General features: G+C 35.4%; 12 protein-coding genes. 7 read left to right on the top strand and 5 right to left on the bottom strand.

The features are described from left to right. Window positions 1–2: 2 nt before the first annotated feature. From BLT30_RS08180 to BLT30_RS08170, 3 genes are all read right to left on the bottom strand, one after another. Window positions 3–560 (bottom strand): DUF4956 domain-containing protein, encoded by a 558-nt coding sequence (locus BLT30_RS08180; RefSeq protein WP_175487158.1) that lies wholly within the window; start codon window positions 558–560, stop codon window positions 3–5. A gap of 144 nt (window positions 561–704) precedes the next feature. Next, complete coding sequence (locus BLT30_RS08175) at window positions 705–2,159, bottom strand: sigma 54-interacting transcriptional regulator (protein ID WP_089873096.1); 1,455 nt, start codon at window positions 2,157–2,159, stop codon at window positions 705–707. 116 nt (window positions 2,160–2,275) lie between these two features. Beyond that, window positions 2,276–3,418 carry a vWA domain-containing protein gene (locus BLT30_RS08170; RefSeq protein WP_175487157.1) on the bottom strand — a complete coding sequence of 381 codons (1,143 nt, stop codon included), beginning with the start codon at window positions 3,416–3,418 and terminating at the stop codon, window positions 2,276–2,278. A gap of 271 nt (window positions 3,419–3,689) precedes the next feature. On the opposite strand from BLT30_RS08170, the gene BLT30_RS08165 reads away from it, so the two are divergent. Beyond that, window positions 3,690–4,394 (top strand): class I SAM-dependent methyltransferase, encoded by a 705-nt coding sequence (locus BLT30_RS08165; protein WP_089873095.1) that lies wholly within the window; start codon window positions 3,690–3,692, stop codon window positions 4,392–4,394. Between the two features lie 38 nt (window positions 4,395–4,432). On the opposite strand, the gene BLT30_RS08160 is transcribed toward BLT30_RS08165, so the two are convergent. Both BLT30_RS08160 and metG read right to left on the bottom strand, forming a co-directional pair. Next, window positions 4,433–5,287: a DUF4349 domain-containing protein gene (locus BLT30_RS08160; RefSeq protein WP_089873094.1), complete on the bottom strand. Its 855-nt coding sequence runs from the start codon at window positions 5,285–5,287 to the stop codon at window positions 4,433–4,435. A 102-nt stretch (window positions 5,288–5,389) separates the two neighbouring features. Beyond that, complete coding sequence (metG, locus tag BLT30_RS08155; protein WP_089873093.1) at window positions 5,390–7,423, bottom strand: methionine--tRNA ligase; 2,034 nt, start codon at window positions 7,421–7,423, stop codon at window positions 5,390–5,392. 657 nt (window positions 7,424–8,080) lie between these two features. On the opposite strand from metG, the gene BLT30_RS08150 reads away from it, so the two are divergent. The 6 genes from BLT30_RS08150 to BLT30_RS08125 all read left to right on the top strand — a co-directional run bounded on the left by BLT30_RS08150 (window position 8,081) and on the right by BLT30_RS08125 (window position 18,517). Then, complete coding sequence (locus BLT30_RS08150; RefSeq protein ID WP_089873092.1) at window positions 8,081–10,837, top strand: SusC/RagA family TonB-linked outer membrane protein; 2,757 nt, start codon at window positions 8,081–8,083, stop codon at window positions 10,835–10,837. Between the two features lie 10 nt (window positions 10,838–10,847). Next, on the top strand, window positions 10,848–12,410 hold the full coding sequence (locus tag BLT30_RS08145) for a RagB/SusD family nutrient uptake outer membrane protein (RefSeq protein ID WP_089873091.1): 1,563 nt from the start codon (window positions 10,848–10,850) through the stop codon (window positions 12,408–12,410). Between the two features lie 19 nt (window positions 12,411–12,429). Beyond that, the gene (locus BLT30_RS08140) at window positions 12,430–13,521 is read left to right on the top strand and encodes a SusE domain-containing protein (RefSeq protein ID WP_089873090.1); all 1,092 of its coding nucleotides are present in this window, start codon (window positions 12,430–12,432) and stop codon (window positions 13,519–13,521) included. Window positions 13,522–13,557: 36 nt separating this feature from the next. Then, window positions 13,558–15,018, top strand: a complete 1,461-nt coding sequence (locus BLT30_RS08135) for a SusE domain-containing protein (RefSeq protein WP_089873089.1) — start codon at window positions 13,558–13,560, stop codon at window positions 15,016–15,018. 81 nt (window positions 15,019–15,099) lie between these two features. After that, a complete protein-coding gene (locus BLT30_RS08130; protein ID WP_089873088.1) occupies window positions 15,100–17,256 on the top strand; it encodes a glycoside hydrolase family 97 protein in 2,157 nt (718 codons plus the stop codon). Between the two features lie 274 nt (window positions 17,257–17,530). Then, window positions 17,531–18,517 (top strand): bile acid:sodium symporter, encoded by a 987-nt coding sequence (locus BLT30_RS08125; RefSeq protein WP_394332199.1) that lies wholly within the window; start codon window positions 17,531–17,533, stop codon window positions 18,515–18,517. The last annotated feature ends 71 nt before the right edge of the window (window positions 18,518–18,588 follow it).

Genomic DNA, 18,588 nt, shown 5'->3' with positions numbered 1-18,588 from the left:
TCTTAATGTGAGACTTTTAAAATAACAATATTATCATTCAGATTAATAGTTTTTATATTATAACTGAAGTTTTTCAATTTAGTTTTTTCAGCCAAAACTTTTTTACGTTCCGCTTCCTCAAGCTGAAGAAAATCTAGAGATGAGATAACCTCAATCGAGCTTTTCTCAGAAACAATGGGTGATTTTTTCTCGAAGTAGTTTAGGATGAGATAAATAATAACAATTGTAAGATTGATCCCCAAAAGAATTTTGATATTATTAATAGGCAAAAGCCCGTCTAATAGGGAAAGTGTGATTGAAACAAAAAGAAAAACAATCGTCTGAATAGTAAATGTTTCCGTCCTGAAACGCAGAATCGAAAATATGGCAAACAATCCAAAGCCAACTCCCAAACTGTATTCTGCCTTTGTGAAAACCAGACACATAAAAAACGTACAAATACTGATCAATCCCAAAAGTGGATGTAGTCTGATGTTTCGGTTTCTGTTTGAAAAATAATAGAGCGTGAAAATCGAAATGCAGAGTATCGATAAGCGTTCAAAAAGTTCCTGTAATTCCAAAATTGTGTTTTTTAGCCTTAACAAATATACAATTTAGAATGAAAGCTTAATGTAAAAAATGCTGAATATCCAATGAAAAAAGAAACACAAATTACTCAAATTATTGAGAATTTATGTTTCTTTGATATTATAAATCTTTAAGCGTCAACTCCTGAAAAACTGCCCAATCCCAGCTGATTCAAAATTGAAAGTAGAGGCATTTTCTGACTTGTCCAATTTTTTACTGATTGTCAAAGCCCAAAGAACTAATTCTTTGCAGAAGTTTTTATCATTATCATCCAATTCAGGAATGTTTTCTTCAATCAAAGTTGTCAGAGGTTTTATGCTGTCCAATTTGCTGTAGAAATCGTTATCGTTATCAGAATAATTCAGTTCCAGATGATTGTTGTTAAACCATTGGATGATATCTGTGTAAGGCGTTTTCAATCCTTCTTTTTCCAATTTGGAAATTCGTGGGAAAAGACTTTCGAACTGAACCATAATGGCATCATCAATCAAAATTTTTGCAACATAATCTGCACCTTCCTGTTCGCCTTCATAAACCAATTCTATTTTTCCGGTGATGGAAGGAACAATCGACATAAAATCAATCAGACGGATATTCGTCTTTTCTGAATCTGATTCTAATAATCTCAATTTTGCAGCGGCTATTAGATTTTCCATTGCGCTGATGGTCAGTCTCGCACTCACACCGCTTTTGGCATCCACATACTCACTTTCTCTCGCTGCAAAAGCGACCTCTTCCAAAAGATTTCTTGCCAAATCCGGAATCTGGATTTTTGCTTTATCATCTTCAGAAACCAAAGCTTCCTGCTCGGTGATCTGTCTTGCTAAGGCTATCGTTTTTGGATAATGCGTGAAAATCTGAGAACCAATTCTGTCTTTCAAAGGTGTTACAATACTTCCTCTGTTGGTATAATCTTCAGGATTGGCTGTAAACACAAACTGAATATCCAAAGGCATTCTCAACTGAAAACCTCGGATCTGCACATCACCTTCCTGCAAAATATTAAACAATGAAACCTGAATTCTCGCCTGTAGATCCGGCAATTCGTTCAGCACAAAAATCGAACGGTTAGCTCTCGGGATCATTCCGTAATGTAAAACGCGTTCGTCTGAATAAGGCAGTTTCAAGGTCGCTGCTTTGATCGGGTCGATATCGCCGATCAGATCCGCAACGCTCACATCAGGTGTTGCCAGTTTTTCGAAGAATCTTTCCGAACGATGAACCCAGGAAATTGGTGTTTCGTCTCCTAGTTCAGCAATCAGATCTCTTGCATATTTTGAAATCGGATTGAAAGGACTGTCATTGATTTCGGAACCTTTTACAATTGGCATATATTCATCCAGAAGATTGACCATACTTCTGGCAATTCTGGTTTTTGCTTGTCCACGTAATCCTAAAAGATTGATGTGATGTCCAGCCAGTATTGCTTTTTTTAATTGTGGAATCACCGTGTCTTCGTAGCCCCAAAGCCCTTCGAAAACTGGTTCTTTGGATTTTATTTTTGCAATCAGATTTGCCTGGATCTCCTGATTGATTGTTTTATCTGTGTATCCCGATTTTTTTAATTCTTTGAATGTTGTATCGTTCTTCATTTTTTACTAATTAATAATGTTTTTAATTCTCGCAGATTTGGTGGATTATGCAAATTATTTAGTTTAAAATCAACCTGCACAATTAGTAAAATCAGCGAGAAAAAATTTGTTTTTTCTTAAATTCTTTTAATCCTATTCTTTTCGTAATCTTCAAAAATCATTTGCCCCAAACCTGAAAGTCCTGTTAAGAAAGCTTTTCCTTTGTTTTGAGCCGTAAACGCTTTTACAAATTGTCTCAAATAAGGGTCTTGTGCAATCATAAAAGTGGTGATTGGGATTTTCAGCTTTCTGGCTTGTGCCGCTCTGTTGAGACACTCGGAGACGATTTTCTCATCCAGACCCACGCTATTCATATAATATTCGCCGGTCGGGAGTTTCAGACAGCTTGGTTTCCCATCGGTAATCATAAAGATTTGCTTGTTGGTATTTCTTTTTCTTCGGAGAATATCCATCGCCAATTCCAATCCGGCAACGGTATTCGTGTGATAAGGGCCTACTTGCAGATAAGGCAAGTCTTTGATCTGAATTGGCCATGCATCGTTTCCGAAAACAATAATATCGATGGAATCTTTCGGATATTTTCTTTTAATGAGTTCTACCAGAGCCATTGCTACTTTTTTTGCAGGTGTGATCCGGTCTTCGCCATACAAAATCATCGAGTGGCTAATGTCAATCATCAAAACCGTACTCATTTGAGCTTTATGTTTGGTCTCTTCTACAATGAGATCGTTTTCCGTCAGTCTCAGATCAGAAATGCCGTTGTTGATTTGTGCGTTTTTGATACTTTCGGTTAGGTTCACCATTGCAAGGTCATCGCCAAATTGAAAGTTTCGGTTTTCGCCGTCTTTCTCGTCACCGACACCGCTTTTGTTGATCCTGTGATTTCCGACACCGCTTTTTCTCAGCTTTCCAAAGATCTGGTCCAGTGCATAATCCCGCAAAGCTGCTTCCAGTTTTGCTGTCAGAATATTTTTACCATTTCCGGAATCGGAATTGCCATCTTCTGTTTTAACTTCTTCTTTGATGTAACCTCGTTTTTTGAGGTCTTCGATGAAATCGTCCAAACCGTATTCTTCATTGAAAATGTCGTATTCCTTATCGAGCATATCCAGCCAGTCAAAGGCCTCGTCCAAATCTCCCGAAGTGTGAATGAGCAAATCTTTGAAAACGCCAAATACCCTGTCGAAATGTGAAACCTCTTCCGGAATATGCTTACTGAACGTGAATCCCGTCTGGAAGTTTTTATTTTTATCTATCATAGATTGATTTCAAATTGGAGATACAATTTAGGCATTATTAGCAAAATCTGAACCGTAAGAGTATAGAAAAAAGTAATGGTAATGATTATTAAATTAAACAAAAAAAGATTTAATACTTTTTTAATAGAGCTTCGACTCCGCTCAGCTTGACAATGGTAAATAAAACATTTTAGTATTAGAAATGTCATCCTGAGCGGAGTCGAAGGATTTTGTTAATTCATATTCATCAATAAAAATTTTAAACTTTATCTTTGCATCCACAATTACCACTATGAAAGACCTAATGGGATGCGCAATTTGGGATTATTATCACAATGACAAGCCGGAAGATCTGCAAACCGAAACTTCGATCTCTGAATTGGATGAACTTCCCGTGGATTATCTTTTTCGAGATTTTGAGAATATGAATAAAATCGAGCAAAAAGCTTTGAAATTATCCAATGGAAAAGTTCTGGATATTGGCGCAGGAGCGGGATCGCATTCGTTATATCTTCAGAATGAAAGGAATCTTGAAGTTACAGCATTGGATATTTCCCCAAAGTCAGTTGAGGTTTGTAAACTGAGAGGAGTCCAGAATGTAGTTGCAGAAAATATGCTGCACTTTTCAGAAGAAACTTTCGATACAATTCTTTTATTGATGAACGGAACTGGGATTTTTCAAAGCCTGAATGTCATCGATATTTATCTTAAAAAACTTCATTCTTTATTGAGTTCAAAAGGTCAAATCTTAATTGATAGCACCGATATTCTTTATATGTTTGACGAAGATGAAGACGGCGGCGTTTACATTCCTGCGGATGGATATTATGGTGAACTGGATTATATCGTTCATTATAAAGGCGAGTCTGAAGAACCGATAAAATGGCTGTATCTTGATTTTGATACTTTGAAAAATGCAGCCGAAAACAATGGCTTTAAAATTGAAAAAGTTCTGCAGGATGAGGATTCTTATCTGGCGAAACTGACCAGGAAATAATTAAAAACCTCGGAGTTAATTTCTCCGAGGTTTTTATTTTAGTCTTTAGATTTTCTTTTTCGATTTCTCCATTTTCTGAGTAATATTATTAGAATCGGGATGATTAATAAGAATGGCCAATAAGATATCAATCCTAAAATGAAACCTACGAAATTATTCCAGCCTTGCGCCACTGAATCTATAAACTGACTACCAAAACCTATCTTAGAGGTAACAGAGTTTCTCGGTTTGTTTTTGATTAAAGTTAATTCAATTGTGCTGTATTTTACTTTGTCATCTATGAATTTCAGCCTTCCTTTTGAAGATTCTATTTCCTCTTCCAGATTACGGATATTCTCTTGGATTTCTAAAATATCCTTTGTATTAGTACTTTTTTTCAGAAGCTCTCTGTATTTTTCAAGATAGGCTAATTTGTTCTCGAGTCTTATAGAAACATCCGTGTATTCTTCTGTAACATCATCCGTACCTATATTTTTTGAAATGACATTTCCAAGTCCTTCATCCATTGACTGTAAAAGATTGTCAAAATTCTCATTAGGAACTCTGATGGTCATTTTCAGCATTTCTTGCTCTTCACTATTACTGAAAAATTCGCCTTGTTTGTAAGCATTTAATTTTTTGAGATTTTCAACAATGATTTTTTGAGCTTTGTTGATATCCCCAACTTCAATTTCTATTCTTCCGGTTTTAATTATTTTTTTTGGAATCTTTTGAGAATTGTCAGAAATTTCTTTTTCTTGGATGGATTCGGGAGAAGGAAGTAGTTTTGCATCCATTTCACTAGGTTCGCTAACTGCAGCCATAGCACTAACTGTTTCTAGTTTGTCATAATTGTCTTGTTTCCCACACGAAAGAATTGTTGCGAAAAGAAATAGGAAATATATTTTTCTCATAAATAGGTTAGATTTTTTTAAACGGTATCAAAAATTATGCACAAAAAAAATCTTTTAGATAATTTCTAAAAGATTTTTGTATTAATAATGTTATTTCAATTTTTACCCAATCTCGATTCCGTTTTCCACAGTTTCGTCAGGCGTTACGAAAGATAATTTTCCGTCCGGTTTTGTCGTCAATAAGAACATTCCTTGAGACTCTATTCCACGGATTTTTCTTGGCACAAGATTTAATAAAATCATGACTTGTTTTCCAATCAATTCTTCAGGAGAAAAGCTCTCTGCCACACCAGAAACAACCGTTCTGATATCAACACCTGTATCCACTTTGAACTTCAATAATTTGTCTGCTTTCTCCACTTTTTCAGCTTCAAGAATGGTTGCTGTTCTAAGGTCGATTTTAGCAAAATCATCAAATTGAATTTCGTCTTTCATAGGATTGGCGTTAGGATTTGTTTTCTTGTTATTTTGTTTGGTGTTTTCTAATTTTTGGATTTGGGCCTCGATCACATCATCTTCGATTTTTGAGAAAAGAAGAGACGCCTCATTGATTTGATGTCCGCTTTCAATCAGGATGTTTTTGGTTTCAATATCGTTCCAGTCCGTTTTCTGAACATTGAACATATTCAGTAATTTTTCTGAGCTGAAAGGCATAAACGGCTCCGATAGCTGAGCCAAAGCCACAGCAATCTGCGCTCCGATGAATAGAGAGTTTGCAGCTTTTTCCGGATTGTCTTTAATGGTTTTCCAAGGTTCCTCGGTCTGAAGATATTGGTTCCCGAATCTTGCCAAATTCATCAGCGCTGACAAAGCATTTCTAAATTCGAAATTATCAAGGAAAGTTCCGATTTCTTTTGCTGCTTTTTTGATTTCGTTCAGTTCTTCAACGTTATTATTTCCTTGCGGAACAATTCCATTATAATATTTATGAATCAAAACTGCAACTCTGTTGATGAAGTTGCCGAAAATCCCAACCAATTCAGAATTATTTTTGGTCTGAAAATCTTTCCAAGTGAAGTTGTTGTCTTTGGTTTCCGGAGCAGATGAAAGAAGTGCGTATCTCAACACATCCTGTTGCCCAGGGAAATCCTCAACATATTCGTGTGCCCAAACCGCCCAGTTTCTTGAAGTCGATATTTTTTCGTTTTCAAGATTAAGGAATTCGAAAGCGGGAACGTTTTTTGGCATAATGTAATCGCCGTGGGCTTTCATCATACTTGGGAAGATGATACAATGGAAAACGATATTATCCTTTCCGATGAAATGGATCAAATCAGAGTTTTCGTTTTGCCAGTAATCTTTCCAGTCTTTTCCGTTTTTCTCCGCCCATTCCTGAGTGAAGGATATGTAACCAATTGGTGCATCAAACCAAACATAAAGTACTTTTCCTTCTGCATTAGGAAGCGGGACAGGAACGCCCCAATTCAAATCTCTCGTCATTGCACGAGGTTTCAGACCGTCATTCAACCAGGATTTTACTTGTCCGTAAACATTGGTTTTCCAATCGTCTTTATGACCTTCGATGATCCATTCGTTAAGAAAATCTTCATATTCATTCAAAGGAAGATACCAGTTTTTGGTTTCTTTGAGAACCGGAACATTTCCGCTCAACATCGATTTTGGATTGATCAATTCCGATGGAGAAAGGGTGGAACCGCATCTTTCACACTGATCACCGTAGGCATTTTCGTTGCCGCAATTCGGACAAGTTCCTACGATGTATCGGTCAGCCAAGAACTCATTGGCCTGCTCATCAAAATATTGTTCGGAAACTTCTTCCGTGAATTTTCCTTTATTATATAATGTCCTGAAAAAATCCTGACTTACATCGTAATGCTTTTTGGATGTCGTTCTGGAGTATTCGTCAAAAGAGATTCCCAGATCCGAGAAAGATTGTTTGATGATCCCGTGGTATTTGTCCACGATATCCTGCGGCGTTACGCCTTCTTTTTTTGCTCTGATGGTAATCGGGATCCCGTGTTCATCCGAACCGCAAATAAAGGCGACATCCTTTCCCGTTCTTCTCTGGAATCTTGCATAGACATCGGCAGGAATGTAAACGCCTGCCAAATGCCCTATATGAACCGGTCCGTTTGCATAAGGTAAAGCGGCGGTGATCATTTTTTTGTTTGACATTTTTTAATTGAAAATTTGAGTTGCGAAATTACGATTTTCATTTTAAAAATAGGATAGATGTCAAATATATGTGTAGGTAAGAAAATGATACTTTTCCCTTAGAATGGTTGATTAGTATTATCAAGAACTCAAATCAACATTTTTGTAAATTTTTCAGTAGGTTAATAAGTCCTTTCTATATCCTATGTTCGTCCTATCTTCGTTCTTTCACTGTTTGATAAAAATAAATATATTGGTTTTGTTTTGATTAAAAAAATAAATTAAAAATTTATTATAGTTGAATTTTTTGAATATTGTTAATGTTATGGATTTTAGGGCATTTTTGAGGATAGGAAACATTCGATAAATTATGATTTGTTTCACTTTTGATTAATATAGGATTAATATTGGTTAATTTAGAAGAAGAAAAAGTTGATGAAAATCTTGAAAAAATGCTAAAAACTGATATTTGTTAAAAAAATTAACATTGCTTTAAATAACTGATTATCAATTTATTATTGTTTAATTATGATGTTTTTATGTTAAAATATTGTGTTGATGTAACTGATTTTAAAAATATTTTAACAGAATGTTGTTTTTTTTATAAATTAGAAAACTCGATAAAGAGTAATTCTGAATAATTTAGAAAATAATATAAACCTTAAAAATTTATTTTTTGTGAGAAACTATAATGTATTAAAAATTGCTCCAGCATTTCTATTGCTCGGATCAATGTTACATGCACAACAAAGTGATACGGCAAAAAAAGAAACCGAGATCGAACAGGTTGTGCTGATTGGTTATGGTAAGCAGAAGAAAGAAGACCTTACGGGGTCTATTGCTTCTATTACTTCAAAAGATTTTAATGGTGGTTCTACTTCACCCGATCAATTGATTCAAGGTAAGGCACCAGGTGTTACAGTTACAGGCAATGGTGGTAACCCCGGGGCGGGTTCTACAATTAGAATTAGAGGAGGGGCATCATTAAACGCAAGTAATGATCCTTTGATTGTAATTGATGGAATACCAATGGACTTTGGAGGTCTTTCTGGAGCTGCAAATCCATTAGCTCTTATTAATCCCAATGATATTGAGTCTTTTGACGTTTTAAAAGATGCTTCTGCGGCGGCAATCTATGGTAATAGAGCTTCTAATGGTGTAATTTTGATTACAACTAAAAAAGGGTCGGCCGGAAAAGTGAAAGTTAATTTTTCATCTGTTGCGTCGGTATCGACAAAAATGGACAATTTAGATGTTCTATCTGCTGATGAATTTAGAAGATTTGTTCAAGAAAATGCTACTTCTCAAAGTTTTATAGATAAATTAGGAGCAGCGAATACAAATTGGCAAGATTTAATTTACCAAAAAGCTTGGGGAACTGATAATAATGTTTCATTGTCTGGAGGTATAAAGGGATTACCTTATAGATTATCTTTGGGATACAATGAACAAAATGGTATTGTAAAAACTAACGAATTCAGAAGAACATCGATTGGATTAAATTTAACACCAAAATTTTTTGATAATCATTTGAGTGTTACTGCGAATTTCAAAGGTACAATGACAGAGAACCGCTTTAATGCGGGAGTTATTGGTGCTTCTCAATTTTTTGATCCGACGCAACCTGTGCATGATTACTCATCTCAAGGAAACCAAGTGCATAATTATTGGGAATGGTGGCAATCTGCCAATACAATAAATGCTAATGCTACAAGAAATCCACTCGCATCATTAGAAGGAAGAAGAGATGTTTCTACAGTTTTTAGAGGAATCGCGGGTTTACAATTGGATTATAAATTTCATTTTTTACCAGATTTGCATTGGAATGTGAATGTAGGTTATGATTATCAAAAAGGTACAGGAGCAGTAACAGAATATCCAAACTATGCAGGTACTTTTAACAATGGTGGAACCAGAAGAGATTATACTCAGGAGAAAAGTAACAAGTTGTTAGAAACATATCTTAATTATGTTAAAAATATTGATGTGATTGATACTAAAGTAGATGCAATGGTTGGGTATTCTTATCAACAATTCCATAATACAATTCCAGGAGCTACTACTTATTTTGGAACACTTCCTTCCGTTTCCACTAACGATCAGGAAGGTAAACTCACTTTGTTAGGGTATTACGGTAGAGCAATCTTTACAATTGCTAATAAGTATATTGTGACTGGTGCTATAAGAAGAGATGCCACTTCAAGATTTTATAATGGTACAGATGATTTAAGTAATATCTGGGGCACTTTCCCATCTATATCTGGAGCTTGGAAAATTAAAGAAGAAAACTTCTTAAAAAGTTCAAATATAATTTCTGATCTTAAGCTACGGGGTGGCTGGGGAGAAACAGGTCAACAGGAGATAGGTGATGCAAATAATCCAAAAAGTTGGTATAATTCTTTTGCTTCATATGGATTTAGTGAGCAGGGCGCATATTATGGTTTTGGTGATCAGTTTTATTTTATGTATCGCCCTACTCAATATAATCCAACTCTTACTTGGGAAACAACACAAACCATCAATGCTGGGCTAGATTTTGGATTATTAAATAATAGAATTACTGGGTCTGTTGATTGGTTCAAGAAGAAAACAAAAAATTTATTGGGTTATGTAGGAGTTCCAGCAGGAGAATTTAGTAACAAAAATTGGAAAAATGTTGGGGAAATGGAAACTGATGGTATAGAATTTTTGATTAATGTAAATCCTATCAAGACACAAGACTTTAATTGGGATTTCAGCTTCAATGTAGCTCATTATAATCCAAAAGTAACTTCTTTTAGAGAAGTGGAGGCTGGATATATTATGCCTGCAGGTAATGTCATTGCTGGAGGTGTAGGAAATCAGGTGCAAGCTAATCAAGTAGGCTTTACACCTCTTGGGTTCCTTGTATATCAACAGGTTTATGACAATAATGGAAAACCATTAGACGGAGTTTATGTAGATAGAAATGGAGATGGTACGATTTCTATTGCAGATAAATATTTCTATAAATCTACTACGCCCGATGCAACATTTGGTTTTTCTACTAGATTAAATTATAAAAAATGGGATTTGTCAACGTCACTTAGAGCTGTGGTAGGGAATTATGTATATAACAACTTTGCATCACAAGCTAATGCTCAAAGTATTTCTACGAATAATTATCTACAGAATATTTCTAGTGTTACAGCAAACTATGGATTCAATTCTCCTCAATATTGGAGTGATATTTTTGTAGAAGATGCTTCTTTTATCAGAATGGATAATCTTACTCTAGGTTACAATTTTGGTGATGCGTTTGGTAAGGGAAGTAATCTTAGAGTATATGGAATGGCTCAAAATGTTTTTGTAATTACAGATTACTCTGGTGTTGATCCTGAAGTGTTTGGGAATATTGATAATGGTTTTTACCAAAGACCAAAAATATATTCTCTTGGATTAAATATTCAATTTTAAAAATTAGACAATGAAATTATTCAGAATAAAAAATAGTGTAATTGCAACAGCAATTTTAGGTGCATCACTTATTATTACTTCTTGTGTCGATGATTTGAAACAAGAACCTATTACAGAAGTTACGGCAGCAAGTCTTTATAAAGATTTTGGAAATTATAAAAATCTATTAGCTAAATTATATGGTGGTTTGGCTTTAGGGGGACAATCAAGTGGTGATGGAAATGGAGATATTGCTGATATTGATGGAGGTTTCTCTATTTATACCCGTTTACTATATACCATGCAAGTTATTACAACTGATGAGGCAGTAATAGGATGGAATGATGGTACTTTACATGAATTTCATAAAATGATTTGGACACCAGCAAATGATTTTAGTAAAGCGATGTATTATAGATTATACACAGAAATTGCTTATTGTAATGAATTCATAAAGAACACTAGTGATGCGATGTTAGCACAAAATGGCATCTCAGGAGCAAATTTAGATGAAGCAAAAGTAATGAGGGCTGAAGCAAAACTCCTTAGAGCACAAGCTTACTATCATTTATTAGACATGTATGGAAATGTACCATTTGTAGACGAAACTACTTTTGGCACAATTCCAAAACAAATGACGAGGGCGGACCTCTTTAACTATGTGGAAACACAGTTAAAAGAAGCCGAAACAGAACTTAAATCTCCAAGGACTAATGAATATGGAAGATTAGATAAGGCGGCTGCTTGGTCTTTGCTTGCAAGATTATATCTTAATTCAAAAGTTTATAATAATACTGAAAGATATGCTGATGTTATTGCAAATTGTGAAAAAATAATTAATGCAGGTTATAGTTTAAATCCTAGTTATGCAAATCTATTTTTAGCTGATAATAATCTTAATAACCCTGAAAATATTTTTTCAGTTGTTTATGATGGAAATAATACACAAACCAACGGAGGAACAACATATTTGGTTCATGCCGCAATTGGAGGTACAATGGACCCGAAAGATTTTGGTGTAAATAGTGGTTGGGGGGGACTTAGAACAACCAAGCCATTTGTACAAAGGTTTGAGACATCTGATGTTAGAGGTAGATTCTATACAAGTGGACAAAATTTAGAAATTAATGATTTAGGTAACTTCAATGATGGTTATGCTTTTATAAAATATAAGAATATAAAGAGTAATGGAGCGGCAGGTGTTCATGACAACTGGGTAGAAACAGATTTGCCATTGTATAGATTAGCAGATGTTTACCTAATGTATGCGGAAGCTGTTCTACGTGGTGGTGGCGGAAGTATGTCCACAGCTGTTGGTTATGTGAATGCTTTGAGGCTAAGAGCGAAGGCTTCTTCAATCTCTGTGATTAATCTTGATTTTATTCTTGATGAAAGATCTAGGGAATTATCTTGGGAAATGACAAGAAGAACAGATCTTATTCGTTATGGTAAATTTACATCTTCAGCTTATTTATGGCCCTGGAAAGGTAATGTAAAAGATGGAGTTGCAGTTGGAGAATATAGAAATCTATTCCCGATTCCTAATGATGAATTAGTGGTAAATCCAAATCTTAAACAGAATCCAGGTTATTAATCCTTAATTTTAAATAACAATGAAAAATAATATATTTAAACACTTTTTTCTTGCGACTGGGTTATTTTTAGGAATAATATCGTGTGAAGATCGTGAGATTATTAATATAGATACTCAATCTGCTCCTATTTTAATGGATCTTTCCACAAAAAAACTAGAGTTAGATTCAAATTTTCCTTCAAATCCAGCACTTACTGTTACTTGGAATAAAGGAGAATACTCTGTTCCTGTGGAAATTACCTATCAATTAGAAATAAGTGCTAGTGAAAGTTTTGAAAATTCTAAAAATTTAGGTCCAGTAGTACGTTCACAGAATTATTCTGCATTCACAACTTTAGAGATGAATAATGCAGCCAAATTAATAGGTCTGGTTCCCGATGTTGCACAGAAAATGTACTTTAGGGTTTCTTCTTATTTGGGTGCAAACAAAGATTTGGCTCAAGTATCCAATGTGACTAATCTTACAATTACTCCATATTTAGCAAGGCCAATCTATAGCTATGTGGATTTATACCTTATTGGAAATGCAACAGCAGCAGGCTGGGATAATTTAGCCACAAATGTTAATTTATTACCGATGTTAAAAACTTCTAATTCATCTGTTTATGAGTTTACCGGTCTTTTCAAAGCAGGAGGCTTCAAAATGATTAAAGTGAAAGGTTCTTGGGATGCACAGTTTGGAAAAGGAGCTGCTGATGGACAATTAAGTACTGATGGTGGTTCTGGTGATATTAGCATTGCTACAGAAGGGTATTACAAATTATCCGTGAATACATCCGATCTTACTTATACTTTGGTGAAAATTGATAATCCAGTAACTACATATGATGCAATATCTTTATATGGTACAGCTACAGACAATGTTGATATTCAGCTTACGAAGTCTACTTTTGATCAACACCTATGGAAGTCTGCTCAGGCAGTAAGCCTGAAAACTGGAGTTGTAAAATTCAGAGCTAATAACTCTTGGGATGTAAACTGGGGAACAAATTCTGAATATTTCGGAGTTGGTACATCTGGTGGAGCGGATATTCCTGTATCGGCAGAATGGACTTATAATGTTTATTTTAATGATTCGACCGGACATTACACTTTAATTCCTACAGAATAATTTTAAAATATTCTTTAATTACTAATTAAAAAATTTATGAAAAATATATTCAAATTATTATTAGCGTCTTTTCTTTTGACAGTAATATTTGCTTGCGATAATGATGCAGACAGAGACTGGACAACACCAGAAGCCAGTTTCAAACTATACGACACTACGTTGGGTAGTAATATCCTATATGAAACAATGAAAGATAATCCTTTTATTCTGAATTGGGATAAGACAGGAAGTTCAAATTATGATGTCGTTTTTTCCGCGACCGAAGATTTTGCAAATAAGATTAAATTAGGTACATCAAATACCAATAATTATATCACTACAATAGGAGCTATAAATACAGCATTATTACAGGCTGGATTTTCCCCATATTCTCCCACAAAAGTTTATATTAGAATTGAGTCAGGAGCGGAAATATCTAATAGCATAAGTTTAGATCTTACTACATACCCAATAGCTGGTCCAATCGTTACTGCTCCTACAGCAGGATCTTCTCTGGTCTTAAACTCAGCAGACCAGTCTGCAATAGCTACAACTATTACTTGGAATGACTATTCTTCCTATGGTGTAAATGTCAAATATTTAGTAGAGGTTGCAAAAACAGGAACAACATCTTTTGTTTCAATAGGAGAAGTTACTATTCCTAACCCTAATCCTGATAATATTACAAGGTCATTGAAGGTGACAAATAAGGATTTGAATACAGCCGTTGTTAATACCGGAGCAACTATTAATCAAGCAAATGATATTGATATTAGGATTACAGCTACAACTACATCTACAGGAGGTTCTATAGTACTTCAATCTGCTGTTGTTACTTTTAAAGTGACTCCTTACCAAGTAGACTATCCCGACTTCTTCTTGGTCGGAGGGGCAACAGCAGCGGGATGGACTCCGGGAGCTGCGCCAAAATTGTATAAAAAAGATAACATTTCTGAGATTTATACTTATCTGCAACCAGATAATTTCAGATTCCTAGGACAAGCAGATTGGAACCCATTGAACTATAGTATTGATGATCCCAGAACTAATGCTTCAAACAGATATTTCAAGACAACATCTTCTAATGTAGAATTTGGTGATGCGGAAAATATGAAATTTACAGGAGTAGCGGGTATTTATAAAATTGTAATCGATGCAGATTTTTCTAAAAAATCAATTACTGTGACGCCTACAGAATCTGTTTGGGATATTCCGAAACTTTATTTAGTAGGTTCAATCCAAGGATGGCAAGCTAATGTAGCAGAAGAGTTTAATTCTATAGGGAATGGAAAATTTCAAATGATTAGAGAGCTTCCAGATGGTGCGCAATTTAAATTCTTAGGTCAGCAAGATTGGACCGGAAAAGAATGGGGAAATATTCATAAAAACAATGAAGGTAACTCTGGTTTCCTTGGAATCAATGATGATAATAGTAATATCACGTTTGACGGAGGAGGCAGTTTCTATACAATTACTGTAGATCTTAAAATGGGAACTTACACAATTGTTAAGATATAAATCATCAAATCAATCAGGAAAAGTGTTGCGAAACCGCAACACTTTTTTTATATTGTAACACATATATAAACCTTAGAAAAAATGAAAAAAATCACCATTGGAGCAGTATTGTTCTCTTTGATGTTTACGGGGCTCAATGCCCAAAGTTTGAAATCGCCGGACGGAAAATTCGAAATGAATTTCCAGTTGAAAAGTGGTGTTCCTTATTACAATTTAAAATATAACGGCGGCATTGTCGTAGAGGATTCCAAATTGGGATTAAGATTGTTGAAAGACGGCGATATCCAGTTTGCTTCAGAAATCGAGAATAAAAATAATGAAGGTAAAAACCTTGATTATGGATTTGAGAAAACTGCTGAAAAAAGGGATTCAAAAAATGAAACTTGGCAGCCGGTTCTTGGAGAAAAGAAAAACTATATTAATAATTACAACGAATTAGCGGTTACCCTTAACCAAAAAGAAAACGACAGAAGCATTATTGTAAAATTCAGATTATTCAATGATGGTTTAGGATTCAGATATGAGTTTCCTCAACAGAAAAATCTTAACTATTTCATCATTAAAGAAGAAGACTCAGAAATTGATCTTCCTACAGATATGAAAGCCTGGTGGCTCGCCGGAGATTATGATACGGAAGAGTATGTTACCCAGACTTCAAAATTATCTGAAATTCCTGCAAAATGGCCGACTTCTTACGAAGGAAACGCTTCTCAGAATTTGGTGAAAAATGGTGTTCAGATGCCATTGATGATGAAGAAAGAAGGCACAAACCCACTGTATGTCAATATTGCAGAAGCTGCAGTAATTGATTATCCTGCTGCTAATCTGGAGTTGGATGCAACCAATTTCAAATTCAAAACGCATCTTACACCAGATGCTCAAGGCGCGAAAGGGTATATCCAGACGCCATCTGTGACACCTTGGAGAACAATTATTGTTTCTCCAAAAGCGGAAGAGGTTTTGGATTCCAAAATGTTATTTAATCTGAATGAGCCTACAAAATATAAAGACACTTCCTGGATCCATCCGACCAAATATATGGGTGTCTGGTGGGAGATGATTATCGGGAAATCTCAATGGGCCTATTCTACAGCGGATAATGTTCATATTGGAAAAACGGACTTTTCCAAATTGACACCTAATGGGAAACACGCTGCCAACAATACAAAAGTTAAAGAATATATCGACTTTGCTGCAGCAAATGGTTTCCAGGGACTTTTAATTGAAGGCTGGAACATTGGTTGGGAAGATTGGTTCGGTCATTCCAAAGAATTTGTTTTTGATTTCATTACACCCTATCCGGATTTCGATATCAAAATGCTGAACGATTATGCACATTCAAAAGGTATCAAGCTGATCATGCATCATGAGACTTCTGGTTCTGCATCCAACTACGAAAGATGGGCTGATAAAGCATTCCAGTTGATGAATAAATATGGATATGATGCCGTTAAAACAGGTTATGTAGGAAATATTATTCCAAGAGGTGAGCATCATTACAGCCAATGGACGATCAATCATTACAGGAGAATTATAGAAAAAGCAGCGGAATATAAGATCATGGTTAACTCCCACGAGTCTGTTCGTCCAAGTGGAGAAAGCAGAACTTATCCTAACTGGATCGCAGCTGAAGCAGCTAGAGGAACAGAGTTCGAAGCTTTTGCAGGAAATAACCCAGACCATCAGACGATTCTTCCGTTTACAAGATGGATGGGCGGACCGATGGATTACACACCGGGTATTTTCCAAACCAAATTAGATTACTATTTCCCTGGGGATAATCGTTTTGTGAAAACAACCTTAGCAAAACAATTAGCATTATATGTCGTCATGTATCAACCGTTGCAGATGGCTGCTGATTTACCGGAAAATTACGCAAAACACATGGATGCTTTCCAGTTTATCAAAGATGTAGCTGCAGATTGGGACGATACCAAAATCCTTTCGGCAGAACCTGGAGATTACATTCATACCGCAAGAAAAGCCAAAGGAACAGATAACTGGTTTGTTGGAGGAATTACCGATGAGAATGCCAGAGATTTTACTGTAGATTTCTCATTCCTTGACAAAGGAAGAAAATACGAGGCTACTATCTACGAAGATGGAAAAAATGCCGATTATATCAATAATCCGCAGAGTTATCATATCTACAAAAAGACAATTGACAGCAAAACAAAACTGCCGGTTCACTTGGTAAGAAGTGGCGGTTATGCTATTTCTGTGAAACCCGTAAAGTAACAATTTCCCCTTCTCCGAATTGGTGGGTTCCGAACTTGTTCGGAAAACGGGGTAGTTGTTAGGAGCTTGATTCCGCTTTCCGTTGCAGACCTAGCGAAGTGGTTCGACGAAGTCAATCTTTTTGCAAAACGTTTTGTCAGGCTGAGGTTCTCGAAGCCCATGCAAAAAAGGATTTCCACTGCAATCGGGGCTATGGGTTTCTACATCAATCAAAACTTTGTCAGAGTTTAAGGCTTTGACAAAGTTTTCTCCAAAATCCTAAAGAATGCATTGGATTTCCAAGATTTTCAACAAACAAAATACCTTTCTGTTCCTGCTGATAGGAATGGTCTTGTTGGCGAAAGTCGTTCCTTTTCACGAGTCCTATAATGAATATTTCAACCTCGCAGGATTTATTGATTGGGGAATTGCCGGGATTTTTCTGTTGTATGGATTGAAGCTGAATCTTAAAGAAGTCGTAAAAGATGTCTCCAACTGGAAACTGCATCTGCTGATTCAGTCGGGAACGTTCATTATTTTTCCTTTGTTGACATTGATGTTTTATCCGTTCCTGAAAGACACGCCGTATTACAATATTTGGCTTTCTGTTTTTTTTCTGGCAAGTTTACCTTCTACGGTCTCTTCATCGGTAGTAATGGTTTCGATTGCAAAAGGGAATGTCACTTCAGCTATTTTCAATGCATCGATTTCCGGAATTATCGGGATCGTAATGACGCCGCTTTTGATGAGTTCTTTCTTGACAGCAAATGGAGAATCTGGAAACCAATCTGAAATCATTCAGCAGTTGTTGCTCAAAGTTTTGTTACCGATCATTTTAGGGATTTTACTTAATCCGATCTTCAAAAAATGGATAATAAAATATGCAAGCATCATTTCCGAATTTGACCGACTGATTATTTTACTCATCGTTTACGAAAGTTTTTCAACAGCGTTTATTGAGAATATTTTTGTAGCTGTGCCTTTATTTGTGTTTGTAGCTTTGGCTTTTAGTGTTGTCTTTTTGTTTTTTGCAACCTATTACATCCTGAAATTCATAGCACAAAAACTGAATTTCAAACCAAAAGATGTCATTACAACAACCTTCTGTGGTTCAAAGAAATCCTTAGTTCACGGGAGTTTATTTCTCTTGGTTTTAGGAATTCCGGATGACCAGAAAGTCTTGTTTTTGTTACCTATAATGATATACCATAGTTTTCAATTATTCTATGTAAGTTGGCTGGCAAATAAAATAGCAAAAAGAGCGAATGTTGATGAAGATTAATTACAAAATTATTAAAACCACATAAACACATAGAAATATTAAAATTAAATGGTAACAACTTCTATTTTACC

This window comes from Epilithonimonas hungarica (genome assembly GCF_900102265.1).
Lineage (GTDB): Bacteria > Bacteroidota > Bacteroidia > Flavobacteriales > Weeksellaceae > Epilithonimonas > Epilithonimonas hungarica.
Note: the sequence above shows the minus strand (reverse complement) of the source record. Positions and strands in the feature narration are given on the sequence as shown.